The sequence below is a fragment of the Scardovia wiggsiae F0424 genome (genome assembly GCF_000269605.1).
In the GTDB taxonomy this organism is placed as follows: Bacteria; Actinomycetota; Actinomycetes; order Actinomycetales; family Bifidobacteriaceae; genus Scardovia; species Scardovia wiggsiae.
This window is the reverse complement of the sequence record NZ_AKCI01000001.1, coordinates 1,035,926-1,061,367: the sequence shown is the minus strand read 5'-3', so window position 1 is coordinate 1,061,367 and position 25,442 is coordinate 1,035,926. Positions and strand designations below refer to the sequence as shown.

The following is a 25,442-nucleotide window of genomic DNA, read 5'->3' as shown; positions in this document are numbered from 1 at the left end:
AATGTTGTCTGATTGTGAGTATTCGCGCCGGGTACGGTTGGCTGGTGTGGTGGTTGTTATTGTTTTAATTCTTGTTGTTGGTGCTGGTGTGGTGGTTGTGCGTGTTCGGGATTTGCGTCAGGCTCGTGCGGCGTTATCGTCGGTGATGGTTGAGGAGTTTGAGGGGGATCGTCCTGGGGCTGTTCCTTTGGGGGAGGCTCCCGGGTCTTTTGTTCCTGGTGTTTCGGATCCTGATGTGTGGCCTGTTGATCCTATTCCTTCTAGCAGGGTATCTGGTATCAGGAAGGCGATCAGTGTGTATAATTCTCTGTTTCCTGGGGATACTGTTTCTTTTGAGAGTGTGAAGAGGGCGTATGGCAGGGATTTGAAGCGTAATGTTGAGCAGGGCTGGAAGCTGGATAAGAAAGAACACGCCTTCATACACTGGAGCCGGCAATATCCAAGGCTTGTGTATGCTTTAGATTGGCGGGATCCTAATGGTGTAGTGCATCATAGGGGGGATAGTGTTGAGAGTGAGAGGATGATGTCGAATTATACTTTGGCTGCTACAGATAATAATGGCGGTCTTTATGCTTTTGCTCCGGATCAGGGGGAGTGATAGAAATGTTGTCTGATTGTGAGTATTCGCGCCGGGTACGGTTGGCTGGTGTGGTGGTTGTTATTGTTTTAATTCTTGTTGTTGGTGCTGGTGTGGTGGTTGTGCGTGTTCGGGATTTGCGTCAGGCTCGTGCGGCGTTATCGTCGGTGATGGTTGAGGAGTTTGAGGGGGATCGTCCTGGGGCTGTTCCTTTGGGGGAGGCTCCCGGGTCTTTTGTTCCTGGTGTTTCGGATCCTGATGTGTGGCCTGTTGATCCTATTCCTTCTAGCAGGGTATCTGGTATCAGGAAGGCGATCAGTGTGTATAATTCTCTGTTTCCTGGGGATACTGTTTCTTTTGAGAGTGTGAAGAGGGCGTATGGCAGGGATTTGAAGCGTAATGTTGAGCAGGGCTGGAAGCTGGATAAGAAAGAACACGCCTTCATACACTGGAGCCGACACTACGCGAACCTGGTGTATAAGAATGATATTTTTTCTGATGGTCGTTTAATTCATCATAAGGGTGATAAGGCTATAGATGTTGATGGTATAACTAATTATTATTTTATTACTCATAGTGATTCGCATGCGTTTCAGGATTATATGTTTGCTCCGGGTCAGGGGGAGTGACGAAGACAAATGATGCCATCTGCCCATATCCATCGCCGCCTCCTGCGCACACCGTCATTACGCACAGTACTGATATGCATCCTTGTTTTCCTGCTCGGAATTATCGCAATAACAATCCGGGCACAGTACCATAACGAAGTGGAAGTCCCACAGCAGCAGAAATTGTGCGAGAGTATGATTCTGGAATTTAGCAGTCATTTTGGGAATGCCCCTGCTCAGTGTTCACCCAGATACGGGCATACCCCTGACGACTGGCCTGACAACCCATTTTCTTCCGAACAGATACAGGATATCAAAAAGGCAATCAGTAAATATAACTTCTTATACCCTAAAAGGGCAGTTTCTTTTGAGAGTGTGAAGAGGGCGTATGGCAGGGATCTTGCGCGCAATATTTCAACCGGATGGCGGATATATACGAGGGAGATGTATTTTGCTTATTGGTATGGGGATTATAAGTCGGGAATTAAGTATGGAGCTTAACAGTATAAGGATATAGGAGTGTATGCGATGTTATCAGACCGTCAATATGATAGTCGGGTACGGATCGGCATTATAACGGTTATCACAGTTCTGGTATTTTCTCCAGTTATTATGGCCGGAAGTACCAATATACTGAGATACATCCAGGATATGCGGGCGACTTCGGTGTCAATGGTGGATGAGTTCCAAGGACTGCTTGACACAGACCATCCGCCTTTTGGGGAAAAACCCGCGAATTTCATACCCGGGCTCTCGCTTCCGGAGTGGTGGCCCGCTGATCCTATCCCCGCTGAAAGGGTGCCTGCTGTCAAGAAAGCAATCAGTGTGTATAACTCCAGAATCCGTAAATTATATCCAGGTTGGACCGTCACTTATGAAAGTGTAAAACGGGCATACGGCAGGAACCTTGCGTATAATATACGGCACAGGTGGCAGCTGGGCAGGAAGGAAAAGCAGTTTGTAGTATGGTGCAGGAATGATGCCGATCTGGTATACAGGCATCCTGTGGTAATGCAGGATGAGCTCCATCATAAGAATGAGCGTGTTGAATACCCTCCTACAAATTTTGATTACGTCAATGATACCAGCGGGAAGTATAAGGATTATACGTTCTGGAGTAGTTGGGATGACATTGATACTGACTATTATTAGGCACTAATTTTTATTTTTTGAGTGTGGCCAGTATTTAACAATTTAACACCATTAATGGAGACAGTTTTATGGGTTTATTGCCTGATCGCGAAAGGTCGCGCAGATATGACGATCTGCGCAGGGAATATACGGCATCAATGGATGAGATGTCGGACCGTGAAGAAAAGCTTAAAGGCTTGAGGAAAGGGCTTGAAGAGCTGGGTTCTGAATTCGATGTATGCAGCATGCAGGTTGAGCGGCTGATTGGCGAACAGGTTGCAGCAGGATCGTTGCTCCGGCATTTTGATAACGACCTGTATGGTATCCGTCTTCTCCGCGAAGAACAGCTGCTGGAGCTTGACGAGGAACAGGACCGGCTTCGGCTTGAACTGGATAAAATCCGCGGCACTATGGAGAAGCTGGATATTGAGTATGCCAGGGATATCCGCCGCCTGGATGAAGGCCTCGGAAAGGGCGGTTACTCACAGGGCACGTGACCGGCCTGAGCCGGCAGATAAGATATGCATAGACAATATAGACAAACTGGAAAAGAAAAAGGAATATACAGCAGAAAACAGCAGCAGGGAGGTAAATACTATGGCGGATATAACAAAAAGCACCGTATCGTTTGGAGAAGGATCTATTGTTTCTAAGTCTGATACAGCATCTAAAGCTGGTTCTGACCTTGTTACGGGGATGGCGGATTATCAGAACTGCCCTATGGAGCTTATTGCTGTGCAGGGGCAGGTGCCGGGGAACCAGCAGCATGATGACACAGTAGTGGAAGCGGTGTCTGATACCCTCGGCTCATGGGAGCTGCTGGCTGAATCCGATAAGCAAGGTATCATGGAGGCCGCTGCTGCCTTAAGCGAAGGCGACCACGCCGCCAGCCGGAACTTTAAGCAGGGCAAGCAGCAAGGCAAATAAACCGGCTTTGGGCGGCTGCCTGCGGACGCAAAGGCAGTGCGGCGATTGCGAGCGAGTGCGCGCTCCGCCTCAAATGCCCTCAAATGCTTTTACTGAGCTTCATTATTTGGCTGCCGTGCTGCAGCCAGCGACAGTCCAAACATAACGGCGATCACCACTTTTATAGAATCAAGGATGAGGAACGGTGCGGATGCATAAAGCAGAGGCATAAAAGGGACATGCGTAATAATGCTTTGTACCCCAATGCCAATACCGTAAAGGGCGGCCATAAGCCCTGCTGCACAGGAAGCGGCATAGCGCAGTGCGAGCAGCGCTTTGTGTGTATGCCCGCTATCCGCTGCTGCGGAATGGGACCATGTTGCGCCGGCCAGCAGTGCGGAGATAAGTGTAGCTGCGAGGAACCCCCAGATAAAACCTGCGCTGGGCCCTATAAGTGCGGCGGCGGACATCCCTCCTGAAAATACGGGCGCCCCCATAGCGCCTAATGTAATATATGCGCCTACCGCTGCGGTGATTTCGCTTAGCGAAAGCGCCAGCGCCATGCACATAAGAGCCCCTGTCTGCAGGGTGATCCCTACCGGTGTACCTGGAATGGGGATGCGTCCCAGGGCATTAGCGATGACCAGGGAGATCAGGGCGATGGTGGACCGCAGTGCTGAGGAGAGCAGCCGGTGGTGTGCAGCTGCGGCGCGCAGCCGCGGGATAAGGCCTGACAGAGTTTCCATAAATGCTCCTTTAGTGTTTTCCTGAAAATCGGTTACGTAACCGGCCATATACAGCCGTTTTCCTGGAAAATTTGTATAAAACAACAAAATTTTACTGCTGATTTTGTATTTTCCCTACAGTTTTCCACATATTTCAGGTAAATTTCATACACTATGATAGCTGTACGCACATGCCCTGTTTATTGTTGGGATCGATAAAAAACAGGTACAATTTTTATAGGTTTATATAAAGCGCTATCCGCATGATTGTAGTACTTTGGAAGTTGTGTTTTATGGGAAAAGATGGGATCGGGATCGTTCGGGGCATATAAGGCTAGTTCATCTGGACACTGTTAACTCTACGAATGACTATGCATTCGAACATACTGCCGGCGGGTCCGGCAGCGATACCCGGTTCTTGTTAGAATCTACAAAAAATTGTATAGCCGTTATCGCCGATAACCAGACAGGCGGGCATGGGCGGCTTGGGCGCGAGTGGGTCTCCTATCCGGGAGGGTCGCTGACTGCCTCTTTTGCTGCAGCCATCCCTCAGGAGGCTGTCACTAAAGGGTATTCAAACTGGCTGACGGTGCTCGCCGGCGTGGCCGCAGCAGATTCGTTGGAAGATATGTTTGTTTCGTGCTCCGGCGCCAGCCAGCCTGAGGATACGGCATCTGCCCTGCCGGGGGGATCTGATAGACGTAATAATAGCGGTGCTGCTATCCCTGTACCTGCCAGTTTGAAGCTTAAATGGCCTAATGATATTTACATGGACGGCAGGAAGCTCGGCGGCATATTGATCCGTCTGGGGACAGATAGCCTTGATGGCGGTTCCGACAGGGATACTTCACGTGAAGGTACTGCGGCTGCCGGCAGGGGAGAGCCTATGGTTCTTGCTGTGATTGGGATAGGGATCAATTGCGCAGTCCCCGCTGAGAAATTTAACGGGTTTGATGCGACATCGCTCAGCTCTGTTATGGATGTCCCGGCTGCAGGGCCTTCATTTGCAGCTTTCCGGGACGGGCTCGCTGAAAGTATCGCTGTGCGCCTGTCGCAGATGCTGTCTGATTTTAAGTCCTCGCCGTCAGAAACATGCCGGTACCTCAGAAACAGGGCTGAAAAGCTTGATTTTCTCAGGGCCCAGCCTGTAACTGTCTCACTCCCCTCAGGCGAAACATTTACGGGCACGGCGAAAGGGATATCTGCTGATGCTTCGCTGACTGTCGGGCTTGAAGACGGTTCCCGGCGGCGTATAACCGTCGGGGATGTTTCTGCCGGCGTTCCGCAGCCTGCGCAGCACACAATACACACAGTAACTGTAAATAGCACAGTAAATAAAGGCAGATAAGGGTACATAAGGGAGTCTGATATGAAAAAATTGCTCGTTGCCAACAGGTCCGAGATCGCCCTGCGTGTTATCCGCACGGCAAAGGAAATGGGGATTGAAACAGTAGCCGTGTACTCCGAGCCGGACCGCCGTGCCCCTTATGTTGACCAGGCGGCAGAAGCGTATTATCTTCCCGGGGATACATATAACGAAACATATCTTAACCAGGATGCGATCCTTGATATTGCCCGCCGCAGCGGGGCAGATGCCATACACCCGGGGTACGGGTTCCTCTCGGAATCTGCGGATTTTGCTGCGCATGTGCTGGAACGCGGGCTTACATGGGTCGGCCCCAGGCCGCAGGTGCTTGAAGACCTCGGGGATAAGATCAGTGCCCGGCGTGTGGCCCATGTAGCACAGGTTCCGCCGGTACCGGGCGTCAGTGAACCCGTCGATAATGTGCACACACTGGTGGAATTTGGTGCAAGCTATGGGTATCCGGTAATGATGAAACGTACCGATGGCGGCGGCGGGCGCGGCATTACTGTAGTGAAGGACGAAGACGGGCTCAGGTCTTTCTACTCTGCCCATGATTCCCTCCAGGGCAGTGATCTGGGCAAATACTTCATTGAGAAATTCGTAGCCCACGCGCGGCATGTGGAAACGCAGTGCGGGCGTGATTCGCTGGGGAATTTTACCGTGTATTCCACCCGCGACTGCTCTGTACAGCGCAGGAACCAGAAACTCATTGAAGAAGCCCCTGCGCCTTTCCTCAGCGACAAGGTGCAGGCACGCCTGATGACATACTCCCGCAGGCTTTTTGATTCAGTCGGATATGAAGGCCTGGGGACCTGCGAATTCATGGTGACCCCAACAAGCGACGTGTATTTCCTGGAAGTCAACCCCCGTCTGCAGGTAGAGCATACGGTAAGCGAGGAAGTATGCGGGATCGATCTTGTACGGGAGCAGCTCAATATTGCAGACGGCAAAGAGCTTACCCGGGCAGGGGAGCCGCGCGGACACAGTTTCGAGCTGCGTATCACCAGCGAAGACCCGCAGAAAAATCTTACCCCGGGTTCCGGCACCATAGAGCACCTTCATTTCCCCTCAGGCCCGGGCATACGGATCGATTTCGGCGTGGCTGAAGGCAACACTGTTTCACCCAAATTTGATTCCATGATGGGAAAGATTATCATTACTGCCCGTACCCGTGAAGAGGCTATACCCCGCGTGCTGAGGGCACTTGATGAATTTGAGATCACAGGGATCACAACACCTTGCGAACTGTACCGCGATATATTCCACAATCCTGATTTCACCGCCGAAAACGGCAGCTTCGCTGTTACTACACGTTGGCTGGAGAAGAACTACCTTTCGCAGAGCGCTGCTTCTGCGCGGGCGGGTATGCCGCAGAGCCTTGTCCAGATGCAGTCCCCGCAGGAGATAATAGGCAGCGTTGCGCCGCAGTCCTTTATTATGGAGATCAACGGCAAGCGTGTGCGGCTCAACGTCCCCACAGATTTTGTGGGGCTGCTTACCCAGGGACGGCTGCGTTCGCAGCGCCGCCCGGCCCAGCCCCTGAGAGGGAACGGGCTCAGCACGGCGCATGCTGACAGCGGGTCACAGGCATCATCTGATTCCCATGGGCAGATCAGCGCCCCTATGCAGGCTGTGGTCACGCGGGTCAATGTTGCTACGAATCAGAAGGTTTCCAAAGGCGATCTTCTCGTGGTCCTCGAATCTATGAAAATGGAAAATTATGTTTATGCCCCGCTGTCAGGGCGTGTGGCTGAGATCATGGTCGGGCCGTCTGACAGTGTCGATGCAGGCGACCCTCTGGTAACTATCTCTCAGGACGGTTCCGGGGAGGCTTCTGCCGGTACGGAAGATGCCGGCAGTACTGCCGCGGATAGTGCAGGCAGCACCAGCGGCGCCGATGGCACCGGCCGCGGGGCGGACAATGATGGGGCGGTTGACAGAGACCGGAAAGAAGGGGATAAATAATGGCAGCAGTACATACACTGGATGAGCAGGAAGTATCTTTGCAGATACCAGTACCGCCGGCAGCCTCATCATCAGTCATTACTACGGCAGGACGGCAGCCAATCCGCGAGGAGATCGTCCACGCGGCAAAGCTTGCGGCTGATGCAGAGGAAAACGCCCGGGAGCGCCAGCATCCAAAAGGGAAATATACAGCGCGTGAGCGCCTTGACCTCCTTTTTGATGACAAGACTTTCCATGAAATAGGGCGTTTCAGCGGCGGCAATATCAATAAAGATATCCCGGGTTCAGCCGTTGTGACCGGCTTCGGCCAGATCATGGGCCGGACAGCCGGGGTATATGCCCAGGATTTTTCCGTCCGCGGGGGGACTATGGGCCGGGCGGAGGGCAAAAAAATATGCCATCTGCTTGATATGGCAATGGAATTGAAAGTGCCTGTCATAGCAGTCATAGACTCCGGCGGTGCCCGAATCCAGGAAGGTGTAGAAGCCCTGACCCAATACGGCAGGATATTCAAAAAAACATGCCAGGCATCAGGATACATACCTCAGATATCGCTGATCCTCGGCCCCTGCGCGGGTGGTGCAGTATATTGCCCGGCACTCACCGATATTGTGATCATGACCAAAGAGAATTCCTATATGTTTGTTACAGGGCCGGAGGTCGTTAAAGCTGCTACCGGCGAGCATATCTCCATGGAAGACCTTGGCGGCGGGCATGTGCATAATGCCACATCGGGCGTAGCACACTATCTGGGTGAAAACGAGGCCGATGCCATTGATTATGCCCGTACGCTCCTGGCATATCTGCCTTCCAGCTGCGAGAGCGCCCCTCCCTCCTACGCCTATGCCGAAGGGCGCGCAGAAGACCTCGCGGCAGAGCGCATAAGCCATATCGTCCCTGAAAATGACCGTCAGCCTTATGACGTGCTTGACGTGATCCGCTGCATTGCAGATTACGGTGAATTCATTGAGGTCCATGAGCTTTTTGCGCAAAGCGTGGTGACAGGGTTCGCCTGCATCAACGGACGCAGTGTGGGGATAGTTGCCAACCAGCCTTGTGTGCGTGCCGGCAGCCTTGACGTTGAATCGTCTGAAAAAGTTGCCCGCTTTGTCCGGCTCTGCGATGCCTTCAACGTCCCTGTCGTTACACTCGTGGATGTCCCGGGATATAAGCCTGGCAGCGACCAGGAGCATGCCGGCATTATCCGCCGCGGTGCCAAAGTGATCTATGCATACGCCAACGCGCAGGTGCCCCTGGTTACTGTGATCCTGCGCAAGGCTTTTGGCGGCGCATATATTGTTATGGGGTCGAAATCGATGGGCGCCGACATCAACCTCGCCTGGCCCAATTCGCAGATAGCCGTCCTCGGCGCGCAGGGTGCCGTGAATATCCTTCACCGCAAGGAACTCCGCCGTACTGCAGATGATGGCGGCGATGTAGACGGGCTGAGGCAGAAACTCGTTGAAGAATATGAGCAGACCACGGTGAATGCCAACCTTTCCCTGGAGATAGGAGAGATAGACAGCATGATCGATCCCGAGGATACCCGTTCTGCTGTTTCGCAGGCGCTTGAACTGCTCAAAGATAAAAAAGCCCAGCCACGGTATGCGAGGAGGCACGGTAACCAGCCTCTGTAAACGCGCGGAAACGCGGGATGCAGATTGTAACAGAAGAAATATCTACAGCAAATAAATAATAAAAGCACAGAAGAAACCGATAATGCAAAAAAATAATACAGAAAAAGGTAATACAATGGACAACTCGTTCTTTTCCTCTATGGATACCCAGCCGCATGCTTTCCTTTTCGCCGGACAGTCAACGCCATGGACCAGCACTGTGGATGAAGCTGCACAGAACAGCCGGCTCCTCGAACAGCTGCGTGCCTACGATGCTGCTGCTGAGGCACTGCTGCAGCCTGCGGCAACTGAGCTTCTGACGGTCTATGGGAGGCGCCTGGACCTTTTCTCCTATGCATCGCAAAGCCTTATCCTGGGGGATGCCAGGTATGCTGAGGTCAGTGTGCCCGGAGTTGTATTGGCACAGCTGGCAGCCCTTCTGGACTCGAAAGAACTGGGGATGCCTTTTGCTTCCGGTTCATTTGTCAGGGCAGCCGGCCATTCACAGGGGCTTCTGTCAACTGATATCGTAGACGTACTCAGCAGCCTTGCCCGCGGCGAAATATCCCAGGCCGGGGCTGATGCGCAGATTACATCCATACTGGCTGTTTCGCGCCTGATTGGCGCTGCGGGAAGCCGTATCGCCGGGGCACGGGGGATCGTCCCGGTGAAGGGTGCATCGCCCATGCTGTCTGTTAAAGGGGCCACCCGCGAACAGATCGAAGTACTTATTTCACGGATCCCTGAGCGTCAGGGCGAAATCGTTATCGGTGTGAAAAATTCGCGTGATAACTATGTGGTATCGGGGTATCCTGAGGATCTGCGCAAGCTTGAAACCTGCATAAACAACGAGCATAAGCACCAGCAGAAGCTGCGTGAGCAGAAAGTTCGGGGAGGCAGCGTATTCGATCCGTCAGTGGAGTATCTGGAGGTATCGATCCCCTTCCATTCGCCGGTACTTGCAGACGCAGTGGAGCTTGTCGGCCGCTGGGCTGACGAATGCGGCATCGACAGCGGATATGCGCGGCGCCTGGCCCAGGCCGTACTCGTTGACAGTGTTGACTGGGCGGCCCAGGTTGAGGGGATACTCAGCGATTACCGTGCATGGAAGAAAGCCTCCGCCAACGGCGAAGGCACGGATTCCGGAAGCACAGATGAGCCCGGCGCCGGCAGTGAAAGCAGCCAGCGTGACGGGCAGACGCTCTGGTTTATCGATTACGGCCCGGGCGTCGTTGCAGAAAAGCTTACTGCAGCCCTTATTGAAGGCACCGGTGCCGGCGTCGTCAGCGCTGCAAGTGCCGGCAAGCGCCTTGACCTTGCTACGCCCGGCCGTACATATAAACCAGCTGAAGACTGGTCGCAGTTTGCGCCGCATATTGTCAGCACTGAGGCCGGTGACAAAGTCAGTACTGCCTTTACCCGCCTGACAGGCCGTTCGCCCATCATGGTAGCAGGTATGACCCCTACAACGGTAGAGCCGGATCTGCCTGCGGCTGCGGCCAACGCCGGGTACTGGGCCGAGCTTGCCGGCGGCGGGCAGGTCACTGAGGAAGTGTTCGACAATAATATTGCGCGGCTTAAAAGCCTGCTTGACGAAGGCACATCCGTAGAATTCAACGCCATGTTTATGGACAGGTATCTGTGGAACCTCCAGTTTGGGGGGAAGCGGATAGTATCCAAGGCGCGTATCTCAGGTGCCCCTGTTGACGGGGTAGTGATTTCAGCAGGTATCCCTGAGGCCGACGAAGCTATGGAGCTGATAACGCAGCTCCATGATGACGGGTTCACCTATGTTGTTTTCAAACCCGGTACTGTTGCACAAATCAGGCAGGTACTGGATATTGCGAAGGAAGCTGATCCGGTTACCGTGATCATGGAAGTTGAAGGCGGTGCTGCAGGCGGGCATCATTCATGGGAAAGCCTTGATGACCTGCTGGTAAACACATATGCGGATATCCGTGCCCGGCATAATGTCGTCCTGGTTGCCGGCGGCGGTATCGGGACACCTGAGCGTGCGGCAGATTATATTTCCGGCCAGTGGTCTGAGCAGTACGGCCTGCCTGCGATGCCTGTTGACGGTGTGCTCGTGGGGACCGCACTGATGACGGCGAAAGAAGCCCATACAAGCCCGCAGGTCAAGAAATTCCTTGTGGAAACGCCCGGTATCACAGATACTGAAAAGAACGGGGACCCTTTTGCGCCGCTGGGGGAAAGCTGGGTACCCAGCGGAGGGGTCGCCGGCGGTATGTCTTCGGGGCTGAGCCATCTCCATGCTGATATTTATGAGATCGAAAATGCTTCTGCGCGCGCAGGGCGTCTGATCGTGCATCTGGAGAAGCATCCTGAAGAACTGGAAAGCCGCAGAGATGAGATCATCCAGGCGCTTGACAGCACTGCCAAGCCGTATTTCGGTGATGTGGAAGATATGACCTACTATGAGTGGGCCGGGCGTTTTGTGGAACTGACCTACCCGTGGGCAGACAGGACTTTCGGGCTGCGGTTCCTTCACCTCCTCCACCGTATTGAAGCGCGTATCAATGAACAGGATAAAGGCACATTCACCTCAGTATTTTCTGATGCGCAGGCTGTGGAAAACCCGCAGCAGGCGTTGGAAATATTGGGCAGGGAATACCCGAAGTCCCGTACCGCCCATGTGGCTGCCACAGATGCCGCATGGTTCCCACAGCTGTCCCAGGAATATCCGAAACCGCTGCCGTTCGTCCCTGTGATCGACGGGGACCTTCTGCGCTGGTGGGGGCGCGACCAGCTGTGGCAGGCTGAAGACAGCCGGTACAGCGCCGATTCTGTACGGATAATCCCCGGGCCGCTTTCTGTTGCAGGCATCACAACGATGAATGAGCCCGTAGTAGATATCCTCTCCCGTTTTGATAAAGCCGTTGCTGACCGTGTCCGCACTGCGGACAGTAAAGAAGGGTACCGGATCCCTGCCAGCCTTTCCGCCCAGGAAGGGTGCGATGATGACGAGGCCTTTATCCGCCAATCCCCAACGATTTCATGGGTCGGGCATGTTATGGACAATCCTGCGTACAATACCCGCAGGGATGATCCTCACTACACGCTGACACATGTCCAGACACAGGGGATGCAGGAGTTTTATGACCTTGATATCCATCTTGATACATTCTGGGATGGTGAAAGGCGGCATGGGACCGGTGAACAGGAGCCTTACGCCGTGCGGCATATTGTTATCCCGCTTATTGTGGACCACGGCCATCCGTTCCGCATGCCGGTAGTAGACCGTGACCGCCTGAAGGGGCATATCTATGTGCTCCTTGCAGGGACTGCCGGTATCGGCAATACTGCCGTCACGGGCGATGTACTTGACCGTATGCCTGAAATATCCCCTGAAACAAAGGATGCAGCCCATCCGTTCGGTATAGCGGCTGCCCATTATACGCTCAGCGCAAATCTGGGGTATGACCATGAGAGTGCTACTGCCGGCCATCTGCCGCAGTCCCTCATCCCCTCAGGTATTGTCCCTGATGCGCTTACGGGACCGGCATGGCCTGCGATATATACTGCGCTCGGCTCTGTTTATGTAGGGGAGACCCCAATTATTGAAGGCCTGCTCAATGCTGTCCATCTGGACCATTCCGTTGAGCTGCTTGTCAGCGATGCGCAGCTGCAGGGGCATTATGGCCAGCGTATAGATCTGAAGAGCTGGGCTGAGGATTTCCAGGAATCTTCAGCCGGGCGTGTGGTCACTATACATGTGGAGCACGCTGGGCAGGACGGTACTGTACTGGCCCATGAGACGGAGCGTTTCGCAATACGCGGGCGTGTCTATTCTTCACAGCTTCCTGAAGACGCCCCTGATTACGGCGGCATAAAGGCGGATATCCGCCCGGCTGCGCGCCGTCTGCTGCGCCGCGTTACAGTGCAGGCGCCGGATAATATGACTGCCTTTGCGCGTGTATCAGGGGATTTCAACCCGATCCATACGTCAGCCCGTGCAGCGCGTGTATCAGGGCTCCAGGCCCCGCTGGTCCACGGGATGTGGCTGTCCGCGGCTGCGCAGCATGTTGTGCAGGCGGCAGATACCAAGGGTGCGCACTATGAGATCGCAGGATGGACGTATGCCATGTACGGTATGGTCCAGCTGAATGACCGCGTTGAGATCAGCGTTGAGCGCGTAGGCAAAGTCAATGACGGCGGGATCGTTATTGAAGTGACATGCCGCATCGGTGAAGAGACCGTATCCCGTGCTACTGCTGTATGTCGCCCTTATACGTCGGCTTACGTGTTCCCCGGGCAGGGTATCCAGAAGCAGGGCATGACGCTTGATGAGCGCGCGCAGTCACCGGCAGCTCGCCAGGTATGGGAACGCGCAGACAGGCTTACCCGCAGCAGGCTCGGGTTCTCCATACTTGCTGTTGTGCGCGATAACCCTAAAGAGCTTACCGCGCGCGGCGTGACATACCGGCATCCCGAAGGGCTGCTCAATCTGACGCAGTTTACCCAGGTCGCGCTGGCAACCGTGGCCCAGGCGCAGACCGCCCGTTTGCGTGAAGCGGGAATGATTTTCGAGCCCGCATATTTTGCCGGGCATTCCCTGGGGGAATATAATGCACTGAGCGCTTTTGCCCAGATAATCCCGCTGGAAACAGAGCTTGAGCTGGTCTTCCACCGCGGCTCCACCATGCACCATCTTATTGAACGTGATGCACAGGGCCGGTCGAATTACCGTATGGGGGCTCTGCGCCCGAACCAGTTCGGTGTGGATGATGCCCATGTTAACGGTTACATTGATGGCATATCACGCCAGTCAGGTGAATTCCTGCAGATCGTTAACTATAACCTTGCAGGCTCCCAGTATGCAATAGCAGGGACTATTGCCGGACTGAAAGCGCTTGAGAAGGATTCTTCCCGCCGTGCGCGTGAAGCGGGCGGCAAGAAGCCGTTTATGCTGGTCCCCGGCATTGACGTCCCATTCCATTCCACCCTGCTGCGCAAAGGTGTTCCGGAGTTCCGCGCAAAACTGGATTCCCTGCTTCCTGAAAATATTAAGTACCGCCGCCTTGTAGGGCGTTATATCCCCAACCTGGTAGCACGCCCGTTTGAGCTGACCCGCGATTTCGCCCGGGCTATCCTTGATGTGGTACCTTCAGAACAGCTGCGCGCGATCGCAGACAATGATGATCGGTGGAATGAGTATGCCGCTGACGAAGGCAAACTCGCACGGCTCCTTCTTATCGAACTCCTATGCTGGCAGTTTGCGTCCCCCGTACGGTGGATCGAAACCCAGAGCCTGCTGTTCACCCCTGAAGGGCGGGGCGGCCTTGGGGTTGAAAATTATGTTGAAGTCGGTCTTGGCAATTCCCCAACGCTGGCGAACCTCGGGTCCCGCACCCTGCTGCTCCCCGAGTTTGCAGGCGTAACTGTGGATGTATTCAATGCAGGCCGCGATGGGAAGCGTGTCTACATGACAGACGATGACCCGGATTCGCTTGTTGAGGAGACGGCTCCCGAGGCTGATACCGAGCCGGGTGTTTCCGAGGCTGCTTCTGCTGGGGAGGCTGCCAGCCCGGCAACCGCGCCTGCCGCCGGGCAGGGTACAGCAGCGCCGGCAAAGTCAGCAGATACCAATACTGCAGCTGTGCCGGCTGCCGGTGCTTCCGGTGTTCCCGCTTCCGCCGGTACTGTTCCCGCTTCCGGTGCCGCGCCTGCTGAAGATATCCCGTTCACAGCGTGGGACGGCATCAGGACGCTGATAGCATACAGCGCAAAGATCCGTCCAGACCAGATCGGGGCACAAGACACTACTGATACCCTGACCAATGGCGTATCTTCACGGCGCAACCAGCTGCTTATGGATATGAGTGCAGAGCTGGGTGTCCCCAGCATTGAAGGTGCTGCTGAAGCGGCTGTCAGCGCGCTTGAGCCGACTATAACCAAGGCAGCTCCCCGGTATAAGGCTTTCGGGCATGTGCTTTCTGACGCTGTGCGGGAGCGTATCCACCAGCTGTTCGGTTCGGCAGGCGTGAAACAGTCCCATATTGCGCAGCATGTGCATGATGCCTGGGGCCTGGGTGATGGCTGGGCAGCATTCGTTACTGCAGAACTGCTTCTGGGGACCCGTGAGGGTGCCAGCACGCGCGGCGGCGATCTGGCCACACTTCCTGCCGGCGCAGTATCCAATACTTCCGGTGCTGACGCGCTTATTGATAAAGCAGTCCAGGCAGTAGCTGCAGCCCATGGCGTTACGGTAGCCCCGCAGTCGGCACAGTCTGCCGGAGCTGGGGCGATGGTGGATTCTGCTGCCCTGAAAGAATTCTCCGAGCAGATCACAGGGGAATCAGGCATCCTTGCATCCGCAGCACATTTTATCCTGGACAAGCTTGGCATAAAGGCTTCAGGACCTGCTGAGGAAACCGAGGATAACAGCGGAATCGTTGATATGGTCAACGCCGAGCTTGGACCGCAGTGGCCGAAACTCGTTTCCCCGCGGTTCGATGCGCGCAAAGCTGTCCTTCTGGACGACCGCTGGGCCAGTGCACGCGAAGACCTTGCGCATATCTATTACGGCGATGATGAACAATGCGCTGCGGAAAGCTATACGGGTGCAGGGGAGGCTGTGGCCCGCCAGGCAGCATGGTATGCACAGCAGGCCAGGCTGCACGGGGGAGAGGCTGCACGCCATGCGGAAACATTCGGCCGTATATCCCGGGAGGCTTTGCGTACAGTATCTTCTGCACAGGAAGATGCCGGCACGCTCCCGTTCGCCCGTGATATTGCTGTAGTTACCGGCGCATCCGAAAAGTCGATCGCAGGCCAGGTGGCTGCCCAGCTGCTTGCAGGCGGCGCGACCGTTATTGCAACAAGCTATTCTTTTGACACCGGTTTCATCCAGTGGGCTAAAGAGATATACCGTACGCATGCCGCGGGGGAAGCACGCCTGTGGATAGTCCCGGCAAACCTGTCCAGCTACCGCGATGTGGATGCGCTTGCTGCGTGGGTAGGCAATGAGCAGAAAGAGACCCATGGCGCAACAACCACCGTGGTCAAACCGGGATACGCCCCGACGCTGCTGTTCCCGTTCGCTGCGCCCGGCGTCCACGGCACGCTGTCTGATTCCGGCGAGCTTTTTGAATCCCAAGCCAGGCTTATGCTCTGGGGGGTCGAGAGGCTTATCTCCCGGCTGGGCGTTCTTGGGGCGGACACCGATGTGGACCATCGCCTGCATGTGGTGCTTCCGGGTTCACCTAACCGCGGCACCCTTGGCGGTGACGGTGCGTACGGCGAAGTCAAGAGTGCTTTTGATGCCATAGTCAATCGGTCCCGGGTCGAAAAAGACTGGTCCGGCACTGTTACCTTTGCCCATCCTCGGATCGGCTGGGTGCGCGGTACCGGCCTGATGGGCGGGAACGATCCGCTTGTCGAGGCTATTGAACGCCGGGGGGTCCGGACCTACAGCACTGAAGAGATAGCAGCCGAGCTCCTTAAACTGTCTTCGGCGGAAATCCGCAAGCAGGCTGGGCAGGATCCTGTCGAGGCTGACCTTACAGGCGGAATGGGGTCTCTGGATATCGATATGTCCCAGCTGCGCGCGGAGGCTCTGGCCGGAGCGGGTACCGGATCCGAAGCTGACAGCAGCGGAGAGCATAGCGATGCCGGCACTATTCCGGAAGATGTGTCCGGAGCTTCCTTAGAGGCCGGAGACGCTCCGGGTTCTCTCGCAGGGATTACCCCGGATCCTTCTGCAAAGGCTGGTGCTTCCGCAGGAGCGGTCTCAGAAAATACCCGTAAAGATACTTCTGAAGTCAAGGCCCTTCCCACCCTCCATACACCGCAGCAGCCTGATGTCAGAATGGGTGAATGGGATTCCGTGACTGCCCGTCCTGAAGATGAGATAGTTATTGTTTCCATCGGCGAACTGGGTACATGGGGTTCCGGACGTACCCGCCGTGATGCTGAGCTGGGTATTGCAGCGGACGGTACCGTTGACCTGAGTGCTGAAGGTGTGCTGGAACTGGCATGGAATATGGGCCTCATCTCATGGCAGGATTCGCCCGAACCCGGTTGGATCGATACTGACGGCAACCTCATCGCGGAAGAGGATATTTACGAAAAATTCCATGACGATGTTGTAGCGCGGAGCGGCATCCGCCCGTTCGATGACGGCATGGGGTCAGATTACCTTCATGGGACTGACAGCAAGTCTGCGGAAGTTTTCCTCGACCACGACGTCACGTTCAGTGTGGCGAATGAGGCTGCTGCGCGTGAATATATGGATGCTGACAGTGAGCATACTGTTATCCGTCATGATGACGGGTCGGATGAATGGCTCGTTACACGTACGCAGGGCGCTTCCGTTTTCGTGCCGCGGCGGGCTGTCATGACGCGGACTGTGGGCGGGCAGTTCCCGAAGGGCTTTGATCCGCGCAAGTGGGGTATACCGGCATCTATGGTCGATTCCGTGGACCCAATCGCCCTATGGAACATTGTGACCACGGTCGATGCCTTTATTTCCGCAGGTTTCTCGCCTTCAGAAATACTCCAGTCCATACATCCGTCAATGCTCGCTTCAACGCAGGGCACCGGTTTCGGCGGCATGAATTCCATGCGGCAGCTGTATGTAAACCGTTATCTGAGCCAGGCGTACCCGACGGATATCCTTCAGGAAGCATTGCCTAATGTTGTTGCGGCACATGTAATGCAGTCCTATGTTGGCGGTTACGGCAATATGATACAGCCGGTATCCGCCTGTGCAACTGCAGCCGTATCGCTTGAGGAGGGCGTTGATAAGATTAAGCTCGGCAAGGCAGATTTTGTTGTTACCGGTGCGATCGATGATATTGGCGTCGAGTCTGTAAACGGTTTCGGCGATATGAATGCCACGGCCAACTCTGAGGAGATGTACGGCAAAGGTATTGACAGCAGGTTCTTTTCCAGGGCGAACGACCGCCGCCGAGGAGGATTCCTCGAAGCCCAGGGCGGGGGGACCATACTCATCACGCGCGGTGACCTGGCCATGAAACTCGGCCTTCCGGTTGCAGCCGTCGTCGGGTACGCTAACTCGTTCGCAGACGGCGCCCACACATCGATCCCCGCCCCTGGGCTTGGGGCGCTTGCAGCGGCCCGCGGCGGCCGTGATTCGGCGCTTGTCCGTCAGCTTGCTGCACTGGGTGTTGCCCCGGATGATATAGCTGTGGTCTCCAAGCATGACACGTCAACGAATGCTAATGACCCTAACGAGTCTGAACTTCATAACACGCTGGCGCATGCTATCGGCAGGTCCGAAGGCAACCCTCTGTATGTTATTTCTCAGAAGACCCTTACCGGCCATGCCAAGGGAGGGGCGGCTATCTTCCAGATAAACGGCCTGGTCCAGGTGTTCGCATCGGGTATTATCCCGGCTAATGCATCCCTGGACTGCGTAGACCCCAAGCTTGCGGGCGATGACCTTATGGTCTGGCTGCGCAGGCCTCTGGATCTGGGCAAGGCGCATCACACTATCAAGGCCGGCCTGGTCACTTCCCTAGGGTTTGGTCATGTGTCGGGCTTCATAGCGCTTGTCCATCCTGGTGCTTTTGAAGCAGCGGTAGAGCATGCTTATGGGCAGGATGTCCTCCGTACATGGAAAGGAAGGGCCAATAAGCGCCTTGCTGAGGGCGGCCGCCACCGCAGGGATGGTATGATCGGCAGGAAACCTTTGTTTGAGCTGATCGATAACCGCCGCTTCCACGAGGATTCCCGCCATTATGATTCCCACGAGGCGGAAAAGGCTATGCTGCTTGACCCTCAGGCACGTCTGGCAGATAATGGGTATTATGAATTCAGGAATGCACAATAATATGCACGATACTGCGCAGGCTGGGGGGCAGGATACTCCTCCGTCTGCGCAGCACGGACTTCCTTATCCGGCGCAGGGGACGCAGGAGCTGCAGGGGCCGCGGTATATCGTGGCAGGTCTTGGGCATGACGTGGTCAGTGTGCAGGAATTTTCTGCACAGTGTGCTGCGCCGGAGTCCGAGTTTCTCGCCTGCGCCTTTTCGGTACGTGAAATACGCCAGTCCCAGCAGCGCAGTGCTGCTAAAGGGGATAAAATAGCTGCCCATCTGGCTGCGCGCTGGGCGGGCAAAGAAGCATTCCTCAAAGCATGGTGCGAGGCTCTGTCACGCCGCAGCGGAGGGACTGGCAGCAGCGCTGGGGAAGCCGGTATTCCGACCCCAAGCACCCGGGCGCCTTACACTTATCCGTACACTGTGGATAACTTCCCATGGAGGGAAGTGGAAGTCGTTTCAGACAACAGGGGCGTACCGCATATCACCCTTTCTGCAGAAATGGAGCAGTATCTCAGCCGCAGCCTGGGTGTGCGTGCTGGGAACGGAGAGGGGGGTATCGAAGGCAGGGAAGAAAACAGCCGCGGGGAAGCCGGCTGCGGGGCATCACCATATATTGATATCCATGTATCTTTGAGCCATGACGGGCCTGTTGCTTCTGCGGTAGTAATGATCCTGGAGATCACTGGTACTGCCGGTACTGCCCATACTGCCGGCGCAGCCCCTGCAGCCGGGAGCTGCTGATCTGCTCATACGACGGTACAGCCTCAACGCCTGCAGCTAGCGGCAGCCGGCATATCTGCATATCTGATATAACGGATTATAAAAATAACTGATCTTTCCGCGGCGTGTCGGACACCCCTGGATATCCGAGGTTTCTGTAGAGTATTCTTGTGAGAAAGCTCGCGATAAGGTTTTTTAATGATGTACCGGTCGTTGTTTTAACGGTTATTGAGTCCATCATAATTTTTGCTGCAACAATGGTGGCGAAACTTGCTTTCACGCAGATTGCCCCTCTTCCCGCAGCATGGTGGCGTGTCGGTTTTGCGCTGCTCTTTTTATGGGTATGGCGTAAACCATGGAAAAAATTTACAGAGATACTCCCCACACATGCACGCGGCTGGCTGTGGCTGGCAGCGCTGGGCATTTCATCTGTGTTCATGAACACCACGTTTTACATGGCTATCGGCACACTCAATGTAGGTGTGGCAGTCGCTATAGAATTTATCGGGCCGCTCGCCGTTGCAGTGATGACAGGCAGGCACTGGCGCGAATACGTGGGGATAATTATTGCGGTATGCGGGATCGTTACGCTCAGCTGGAGCTCTTTTGCCTCGCAGAACAGGACATCCCTGGCAGGGCTGGCGGCAATCCTGATCAGCGGGGTTCTGTGGGGGACTTATATTATCTCCGGCAGGCGCATTGCACTCGGTGGGCGCCCTCTGGACAGTATGACAATAGCCCTTACTATCGGTTTCGCAGCACAGTCGGTATTCCTTATGCTCCCCGGTATCAATAGCGTTATCCATCCCCAGCCCTCGGCAACGTGGTTGCACCGGCCGTGGGGGACACCTGCGCTGATAGCCCTCATGTTTTGTGTGGCGTTATGCGCGTCATTCCTGCCATATATTTTTGACCTGTTTATTATGCGGCGCACGCTTCCCAGCAAATTCTCCGTGATGCAGTCGATAAGCCCTGCGGTTGCTACGATTATCGGGCTGTTCTTTGGGGAGGTACCTACAGTGGTTGATATCGTTGGTATTGGCCTTATTATTGTTGCAGTATTTATTACATTTTCATCAGATGAGCGCGCAGCCGGGGAAGCTGGGGCCAAAGGGGCACAGCTCTGAGCGTCTGCAGCCGGTTGGTTTAATTATTAGTATCGGCCGGAGTCTGATGCTGTCTGAGATAATCTGCAAGTTCGGTTTCAGTCCTCTCTTTTTTCACGATGCCTTCTATCCACTTGTAAATTAAATTCTTCTCAGGATCAGGAGGATCATCAATATCCAGGTTTACTCCATAGTTGTACCATATTGACATGCATTTTACTGCGGTCCTTTTATTTCCGTCCAGAAAGATGTGGTCCTTAGCAATTATCACCATACAATGCGCGAGCTGGGCAAATGCATCCTTAAAACGGTTTTCAAGTGGGGTGCCGAAGAGGGGATGGAAAACATTGTCAAGGACTGTTTTCAAATGTTGTTTTTCCTGCAGCTGTCTTTTATCCCTTTCCGCGGCACTCCCTGCGTAACCTTTTATTTTGATGGCATCATTATGGAATCTGGCTATATCTTCAACAAGTGCGTCAATCTGTATTTCGTCATCAATAACGACAGGACGGATACACATCTTTAGGCGTCTTCCAGTAACTTTAGGGCGTTGGCAAATTGCTTATTAACAGTGTCGGCGCTCTGGGCAAGGGTCCCTTTTAACTGGGGATACTCTTTAACATCCTGAGAACTGAGGATCGTTTTTATACTGATCGGCTTATTACGGCTGCCATCGTAAACCATTTTCCAGGCGCCACCATTACGGTGGGAATAGTTGACTAAATCGAATGCAGTCAGATACCCGTATTTTTCAACTACAGTATCAACGATCCTGTTAACATAAGTATCAGTGGTATATGCTCCTAAAGGTGTCTGGATATGCCCGTCACCAAATAGCTTGAAACTGCGGTATACTTCTGGTTCTACGGGACCGTAATCCCATGCCTCAACAGTGTCAGTAAAAAGGGGCTTACCAGTTTCACGCAGCGACTCTACCTGGGCATAGTAAACAAGCTTATTGAGCTTGAGGTTCGTCAGATATAAATCAGCCCCATACCGTGATATGAAATCATTTGCAATGTCCATTGCCTTCAGTGCCGTCATTGGTAACACCCCCCTTTTGTAAACACAGGATATTTGTACATTATCGTTTACGGCTGCCCGCTACCTTATTCTATCATTACAGGATCCTTTTATTCGGCATCGTATTTTTGACGCTTCTGCTGATTTCTTTCTTTTAGTGCTTCATACACGGTTCAGATGAAGGCCGGTATTATGCGCGTTATCCTGCGGTTTCGGCATAAATAAGCCCTCACAGCAGATGTGCTGTAAGGGCTGGGGCGGAGACAGAGGGATTCGAACCCTCGAACCACTTGCGCAGTTAACACCTTAGCAGGGTGCCCCTTTCGGCCACTCAGGCATGTCTCCACAGTCGCCGCAAAATGAGGCGACTTAAGTAGTTTATGCAATTATATGGACTACCGCAGCTGGCAGTGTTGCCGGTACCATGGAATCAGTCAAAAGAAAAATTGCCGGCCAGTATCACGCAAACAGGCTAATATCTGTAGGTGCGCAGCAAGTGCTGCGGACAGCTGGCGTTGAGGTATTTTTGGGAGGCCTGTTATGAAGCGCGTGCTTATTATTGGTGCAACAGGGACTGTAGGGGGAGCAGTACGCCAGACCCTTATACGCGAGACTGATGCGCATCTTACTCTGTTTGCGCGGCATCGTATAGTTTCTGACAATAGCCGTGAGGATGCGGTAACAGGGGATGTGAAGGATCCGGTTTCACTGGAAGGGGCGGTTGCCGGGCAGGATATCGTTTTTGCCGCATTAAGCGGGGACATGGCAGATTATGCCCGAAGCATTGTTGCGGCAATGGAGAAAACAGGTGTCGCCCGCCTTATATTCATTTCTTCAATGGGGATATACGATGAGATCCCGGATTCCCTGGGTGGTGGGAATGTGAGCCAGAACCCTGTTTTGCGGCCTTACCGTGAGGCAGCTGATGTTATTGAGTCCAGCAGTCTTGACTATACAGTGATCCGCCCGGGATGGTTTACTTCCGGCCCCGTGGACTATGAAGTAACCCATAAGGGTGAGCCGTTCGGAGGCCATGATGTGTCGGTGGGCAGTATCGCTGATGCAGTCAGGAAGATCATAGAAGACCCAGCGCTATATTCCCACGACAGTATAGGGATCAATACACTGGGACAATAGTTTTACGGCCTGCAGAACCACCCATGCAAGACGTGTAAGAAAGGCAATACCGTATACTTTGCAGGCTCGCCCCAGGTTACACGGCTGCGGATATAATTCTTACGTTAGGGCAAATCCATACGCTGAGTATGGAATAAATATTGTTTGAGGCAGATGTGAAAGTTATTCGTCTTGTTCCGGATACTGACGGCGCAGTCCCCTGGCCAGTCCTTGATAAAGAGAAACGGTCGGTCGTTACTATAGGGACGTTTGATGGCGTGCATAAGGGGCACGCTGCAGTTATCAGGCGTACAGCAGAGCTGGCAGAAAAATACGGCAGTTTTTCTGTAGTTATTATGTTCGATCCGCGCCCGTCTTTCGTACACTCGCACAGTAGTATAGGGCCCGGCATCCATATCCCTGCTGCACCCGCCCCTGTGCAGGATGATGGTTCCCCTCAGGACGGCAGCATTCAGTTTGGGGGGAATAATGAACCCGATCCTGAAGATCCTGAGGCTATTTCAAGTGCCGGCCAGCGGATACAGTGGATCAGGGATCTTGGCATACAGTATCTGCTTATTGTCCGGTATACGCCGGGATTTGCCCGTCAGACATATATCAATTTCCTAGGCCAGCTGGTAGGAAAGCTGGGGATGCGCACGCTGGTGCTGGGTGCAGATGCGCGGTTTGGGCGCGGCCTTGAAGGCAATGTCAAAACTTCACGCACTGTTGCTGCTTCTACAGGGGTTTTTGAAGTTGATGCTGTTGAAGACCAGGGTCGGGGCTTCACATGGGTATTCCCGGATGTGCAGTACCATGTCCCGGACAGTGCTGGAGAGCCTGCTAACCCTCTCAATTCCATGAGCAAGGCAGACAGGCGCGCATGGACAAAAAAGCATCATATGGTGCGGGTGCGTGACTGGAGTTCTTCCCACGTGCGTGATGCACTTGCCGGAGGGCGCATTGCTGAGGCTGCCGAGGTGCTTGGGCGCAGCCCGCAGATCAGGGGCGAGGTAGTCCATGGTGAAGCCCGCGGCCGGCAGCTTGGTTTCCCCACAGCAAACCTGGGCGGAACCATTGAAGGTTTTATCCCTGTTGATGGCGTTTACGCGGGGTATGTAACAGATGCAGGGCATAGATGGCCCGCTGCTGTTTCTGTCGGGACGAAAGAGACTTTCCGTGACGCTGCAGATGCACATTCAGACTCTGAACGTGTAGTTGAGGCTTATATTATCGATGAAACAGGCCTGGACCTGTACGGGCATACCGTCACCATAGAATTTACAGCATTCATGCGCCCGCAGGCCCGTTTCGGCAGCTTTCAGGAGCTTATTGCCCAGCTTGGGGAAGACTCCCAACGTGCAAAAGCGATTATATCAGGCAGAAGAAAAACGGCATAACTTCCAGCTGGGCAGTTATGGAAAACAGGGAACTGTAAAAACAGAAGATACCGGTTTCATACCAGGGAACAGGTAAACTGCTCAGTGACTAATGGCCCGGCAGCTCTATGAGCAGCCAGGCCATTCACAAACTAATTAGAAATACAAACTAATTAAAGATCCTGCGGATAGAATAGCCACTATGGAACCCCCATGAAACAGGGGTTATCTTTGTCCCCTGGCTGGGGTTAAGGGCATTGATGATCATGCCGTTGCCCACATAGATTGCTGCGTGAGCCCCGTTCGCCAGGATATCCCCAGGCTGGGCTTGTGCAAGCGAAGGGACCGCTGTACCCATACGGGCCTGTGCGCCTGAAGAATGCGGAAGGCTGACGCCGAAACGTGCATAGACCCACATGACCATACCGGAGCAGTCCCAGCCGGAAGGAGTCGTCCCTCCCCAGCGATAGGGCGCTTTGCCTGCATAGCTTGATGCAAGCTGCGCTACCTGCGCCCCGGAGCCGTTCCCGGTGATGGCAACGGGTGCGGAAGGGGCAGAAACCGGTGCCGCTGCTGTGGCACGGTTTGTGTTTGCTGCAGCGCGCCGTGATGCTGTACGCTGTTCAGCTGCGGCATTGGCAGCAGCAACGGCAGCTGACTGGCTGTCTTTGACATCATTTGCGGCATTGCTGAGGGCAGTCCCTGCTGAGTTGAGGTCATCGGTGCCTGTATGGGTATCTGCCAGCTTCGAAGAAGCATTATCAATCGCACCTTTGAGCGTGGTACGTTTTGAAGCCTCGGCCCGCGAAGAAGAATTATATACAGAAGTGGCCGTGTTGACCAGATTCTGAAGGTTAGTGCGTGCTTCCTGCTCATTCTTTGTAGGGGAGTAGGGGACACTTGCATTCGAGCTGTTATCGCTCAGAGACCATGATGCTGCAGCCTCAGTAGTCACATTGGAAGATTCATCCAGGAGGTCTGCACGCTGTGTAGAGCGGGAAACTGAAGACCCTGATGCTGCATCTGCGCTCAGGATGCCATTGTTGCTGGAAGCTATAGCAGGTGCCGTAGAGCCCGCCAGCGCTGCGAGGACAGCTACACTTGGTGCGACCGCCCCGAGCCGAAATGCTTTTGAATTGGTAGGCACTTTAAGAACGCCGCCGGCAAAAGCCGTGACTTGCTTCTTCATTGAAGGGAAGAAGCCTGACTGTTCTGGTACGTGTAAACCTTTAGGCAAAACGCAATCCTTACTGTTGACTTCAGATAACTGTATACATGATAGCCACATGTCTGAACAAAGCCATCACAATTCAGGATTTAGCAGGTTCAGAGCCGGACCGCAGAAAAAGGGGGATTTCGAAGGAGCCATAAATAACACGTATAAGGAAATCATCCGTT

At 54.2% G+C, this 25,442-nt stretch carries 17 protein-coding genes and 1 tRNA gene; 13 read left to right on the top strand and 5 right to left on the bottom strand.

The window, feature by feature from the left end:
• Nucleotide 1: 1 nt before the first annotated feature.
• From HMPREF9156_RS0104705 to HMPREF9156_RS0104680, 5 genes are all read left to right on the top strand, one after another.
• Entirely contained in the window at nucleotides 2–598 is a 597-nt protein-coding gene (locus HMPREF9156_RS0104705; protein ID WP_029246371.1) for a hypothetical protein, read from the top strand.
• Between the two features lie 5 nt (nucleotides 599–603).
• Entirely contained in the window at nucleotides 604–1,206 is a 603-nt protein-coding gene (locus tag HMPREF9156_RS0104700) for a hypothetical protein (protein ID WP_007147638.1), read from the top strand.
• A 591-nt stretch (nucleotides 1,207–1,797) separates the two neighbouring features.
• Complete coding sequence (locus HMPREF9156_RS0104690; RefSeq protein ID WP_162097891.1) at nucleotides 1,798–2,337, top strand: hypothetical protein; 540 nt, start codon at nucleotides 1,798–1,800, stop codon at nucleotides 2,335–2,337.
• 68 nt (nucleotides 2,338–2,405) lie between these two features.
• Nucleotides 2,406–2,813, top strand: a complete 408-nt coding sequence (locus HMPREF9156_RS0104685; protein ID WP_007147635.1) for a hypothetical protein — start codon at nucleotides 2,406–2,408, stop codon at nucleotides 2,811–2,813.
• 100 nt (nucleotides 2,814–2,913) lie between these two features.
• The gene (locus HMPREF9156_RS0104680) at nucleotides 2,914–3,243 is read left to right on the top strand and encodes a hypothetical protein (protein ID WP_231198071.1); all 330 of its coding nucleotides are present in this window, start codon (nucleotides 2,914–2,916) and stop codon (nucleotides 3,241–3,243) included.
• 89 nt (nucleotides 3,244–3,332) lie between these two features.
• Here the strand turns inward: HMPREF9156_RS0104680 and HMPREF9156_RS0104675 are convergent, their stop codons facing one another.
• Nucleotides 3,333–3,968: a biotin transporter BioY gene (locus tag HMPREF9156_RS0104675; RefSeq protein WP_231198070.1), complete on the bottom strand. Its 636-nt coding sequence runs from the start codon at nucleotides 3,966–3,968 to the stop codon at nucleotides 3,333–3,335.
• 265 nt (nucleotides 3,969–4,233) lie between these two features.
• Here HMPREF9156_RS0104675 and HMPREF9156_RS0104670 point away from each other — a divergent pair, with 265 nt between their 5' ends.
• The 6 genes from HMPREF9156_RS0104670 (at nucleotide 4,234) to HMPREF9156_RS0104645 (ending at nucleotide 20,547) form a co-directional block, all read left to right on the top strand.
• Nucleotides 4,234–5,295: a biotin--[acetyl-CoA-carboxylase] ligase gene (locus tag HMPREF9156_RS0104670; RefSeq protein ID WP_007147632.1), complete on the top strand. Its 1,062-nt coding sequence runs from the start codon at nucleotides 4,234–4,236 to the stop codon at nucleotides 5,293–5,295.
• Between the two features lie 21 nt (nucleotides 5,296–5,316).
• The gene (locus tag HMPREF9156_RS0104665; protein WP_007147631.1) at nucleotides 5,317–7,278 is read left to right on the top strand and encodes an ATP-binding protein; all 1,962 of its coding nucleotides are present in this window, start codon (nucleotides 5,317–5,319) and stop codon (nucleotides 7,276–7,278) included.
• Nucleotides 7,278–8,915 (top strand): acyl-CoA carboxylase subunit beta, encoded by a 1,638-nt coding sequence (locus HMPREF9156_RS0104660; RefSeq protein ID WP_007147630.1) that lies wholly within the window; start codon nucleotides 7,278–7,280, stop codon nucleotides 8,913–8,915. Before HMPREF9156_RS0104665 ends, HMPREF9156_RS0104660 begins: the two co-directional genes overlap by 1 nt.
• Nucleotides 8,916–9,030: 115 nt before the next feature.
• Nucleotides 9,031–18,708 (top strand): type I polyketide synthase, encoded by a 9,678-nt coding sequence (locus HMPREF9156_RS0104655; RefSeq protein WP_029246370.1) that lies wholly within the window; start codon nucleotides 9,031–9,033, stop codon nucleotides 18,706–18,708.
• Between the two features lies 1 nt (nucleotide 18,709).
• Entirely contained in the window at nucleotides 18,710–19,441 is a 732-nt protein-coding gene (locus HMPREF9156_RS0104650) for a holo-ACP synthase (RefSeq protein WP_007147628.1), read from the top strand.
• Between the two features lie 149 nt (nucleotides 19,442–19,590).
• The gene (locus tag HMPREF9156_RS0104645) at nucleotides 19,591–20,547 is read left to right on the top strand and encodes an EamA family transporter (protein WP_007147627.1); all 957 of its coding nucleotides are present in this window, start codon (nucleotides 19,591–19,593) and stop codon (nucleotides 20,545–20,547) included.
• A 19-nt stretch (nucleotides 20,548–20,566) separates the two neighbouring features.
• Here HMPREF9156_RS0104645 and HMPREF9156_RS0104640 read toward each other — a convergent pair whose 3' ends face one another.
• The 3 genes from HMPREF9156_RS0104640 to HMPREF9156_RS0104630 form a co-directional block, all read right to left on the bottom strand.
• Nucleotides 20,567–21,046 (bottom strand): Fic family protein, encoded by a 480-nt coding sequence (locus HMPREF9156_RS0104640; RefSeq protein WP_007147626.1) that lies wholly within the window; start codon nucleotides 21,044–21,046, stop codon nucleotides 20,567–20,569.
• A 2-nt stretch (nucleotides 21,047–21,048) separates the two neighbouring features.
• Nucleotides 21,049–21,570 carry a Panacea domain-containing protein gene (locus HMPREF9156_RS0104635; RefSeq protein WP_007147625.1) on the bottom strand — a complete coding sequence of 174 codons (522 nt, stop codon included), beginning with the start codon at nucleotides 21,568–21,570 and terminating at the stop codon, nucleotides 21,049–21,051.
• Nucleotides 21,571–21,807: 237 nt separating this feature from the next.
• A tRNA-Ser gene (locus tag HMPREF9156_RS0104630) sits at nucleotides 21,808–21,894 on the bottom strand.
• Nucleotides 21,895–22,089: 195 nt separating this feature from the next.
• On the opposite strand from HMPREF9156_RS0104630, the gene HMPREF9156_RS0104625 reads away from it, so the two are divergent.
• Both HMPREF9156_RS0104625 and ribF read left to right on the top strand, forming a co-directional pair.
• On the top strand, nucleotides 22,090–22,686 hold the full coding sequence (locus HMPREF9156_RS0104625; protein ID WP_007147624.1) for an NAD(P)H-binding protein: 597 nt from the start codon (nucleotides 22,090–22,092) through the stop codon (nucleotides 22,684–22,686).
• 155 nt (nucleotides 22,687–22,841) lie between these two features.
• A complete protein-coding gene (gene ribF / locus HMPREF9156_RS0104620) occupies nucleotides 22,842–24,065 on the top strand; it encodes a bifunctional riboflavin kinase/FMN adenylyltransferase (protein ID WP_007147623.1) in 1,224 nt (407 codons plus the stop codon).
• A gap of 148 nt (nucleotides 24,066–24,213) precedes the next feature.
• On the opposite strand, the gene HMPREF9156_RS0104615 is transcribed toward ribF, so the two are convergent.
• The gene (locus HMPREF9156_RS0104615) at nucleotides 24,214–25,233 is read right to left on the bottom strand and encodes a C40 family peptidase (protein WP_007147622.1); all 1,020 of its coding nucleotides are present in this window, start codon (nucleotides 25,231–25,233) and stop codon (nucleotides 24,214–24,216) included.
• Nucleotides 25,234–25,442: the final 209 nt, after the last annotated feature.

Excerpts from the sequence above, each read along its gene's own strand:
- HMPREF9156_RS0104705 (WP_029246371.1), top strand. The coding sequence starts at position 2 with ATGTTGTCTGATTGTGAGTATTCGCGCCGGGTACGGTTGGCTGGTGTG.
- HMPREF9156_RS0104700 (WP_007147638.1), top strand. The coding sequence starts at position 604 with ATGTTGTCTGATTGTGAGTATTCGCGCCGGGTACGGTTGGCTGGTGTG.
- HMPREF9156_RS0104690 (WP_162097891.1), top strand. The coding sequence starts at position 1,798 with ATGGCCGGAAGTACCAATATACTGAGATACATCCAGGATATGCGGGCG.
- HMPREF9156_RS0104685 (WP_007147635.1), top strand. The coding sequence starts at position 2,406 with ATGGGTTTATTGCCTGATCGCGAAAGGTCGCGCAGATATGACGATCTG.
- HMPREF9156_RS0104680 (WP_231198071.1), top strand. The coding sequence starts at position 2,914 with ATGGCGGATATAACAAAAAGCACCGTATCGTTTGGAGAAGGATCTATT.
- HMPREF9156_RS0104675 (WP_231198070.1), bottom strand. The coding sequence starts at position 3,968 with ATGGAAACTCTGTCAGGCCTTATCCCGCGGCTGCGCGCCGCAGCTGCA.
- HMPREF9156_RS0104665 (WP_007147631.1), top strand. The coding sequence starts at position 5,317 with ATGAAAAAATTGCTCGTTGCCAACAGGTCCGAGATCGCCCTGCGTGTT.
- HMPREF9156_RS0104660 (WP_007147630.1), top strand. The coding sequence starts at position 7,278 with ATGGCAGCAGTACATACACTGGATGAGCAGGAAGTATCTTTGCAGATA.
- HMPREF9156_RS0104655 (WP_029246370.1), top strand. The coding sequence starts at position 9,031 with ATGGACAACTCGTTCTTTTCCTCTATGGATACCCAGCCGCATGCTTTC.
- HMPREF9156_RS0104650 (WP_007147628.1), top strand. The coding sequence starts at position 18,710 with ATGCACGATACTGCGCAGGCTGGGGGGCAGGATACTCCTCCGTCTGCG.
- HMPREF9156_RS0104640 (WP_007147626.1), bottom strand. The coding sequence starts at position 21,046 with ATGTGTATCCGTCCTGTCGTTATTGATGACGAAATACAGATTGACGCA.
- HMPREF9156_RS0104635 (WP_007147625.1), bottom strand. The coding sequence starts at position 21,570 with ATGACGGCACTGAAGGCAATGGACATTGCAAATGATTTCATATCACGG.
- HMPREF9156_RS0104625 (WP_007147624.1), top strand. The coding sequence starts at position 22,090 with ATGAAGCGCGTGCTTATTATTGGTGCAACAGGGACTGTAGGGGGAGCA.
- HMPREF9156_RS0104615 (WP_007147622.1), bottom strand. The coding sequence starts at position 25,233 with ATGAAGAAGCAAGTCACGGCTTTTGCCGGCGGCGTTCTTAAAGTGCCT.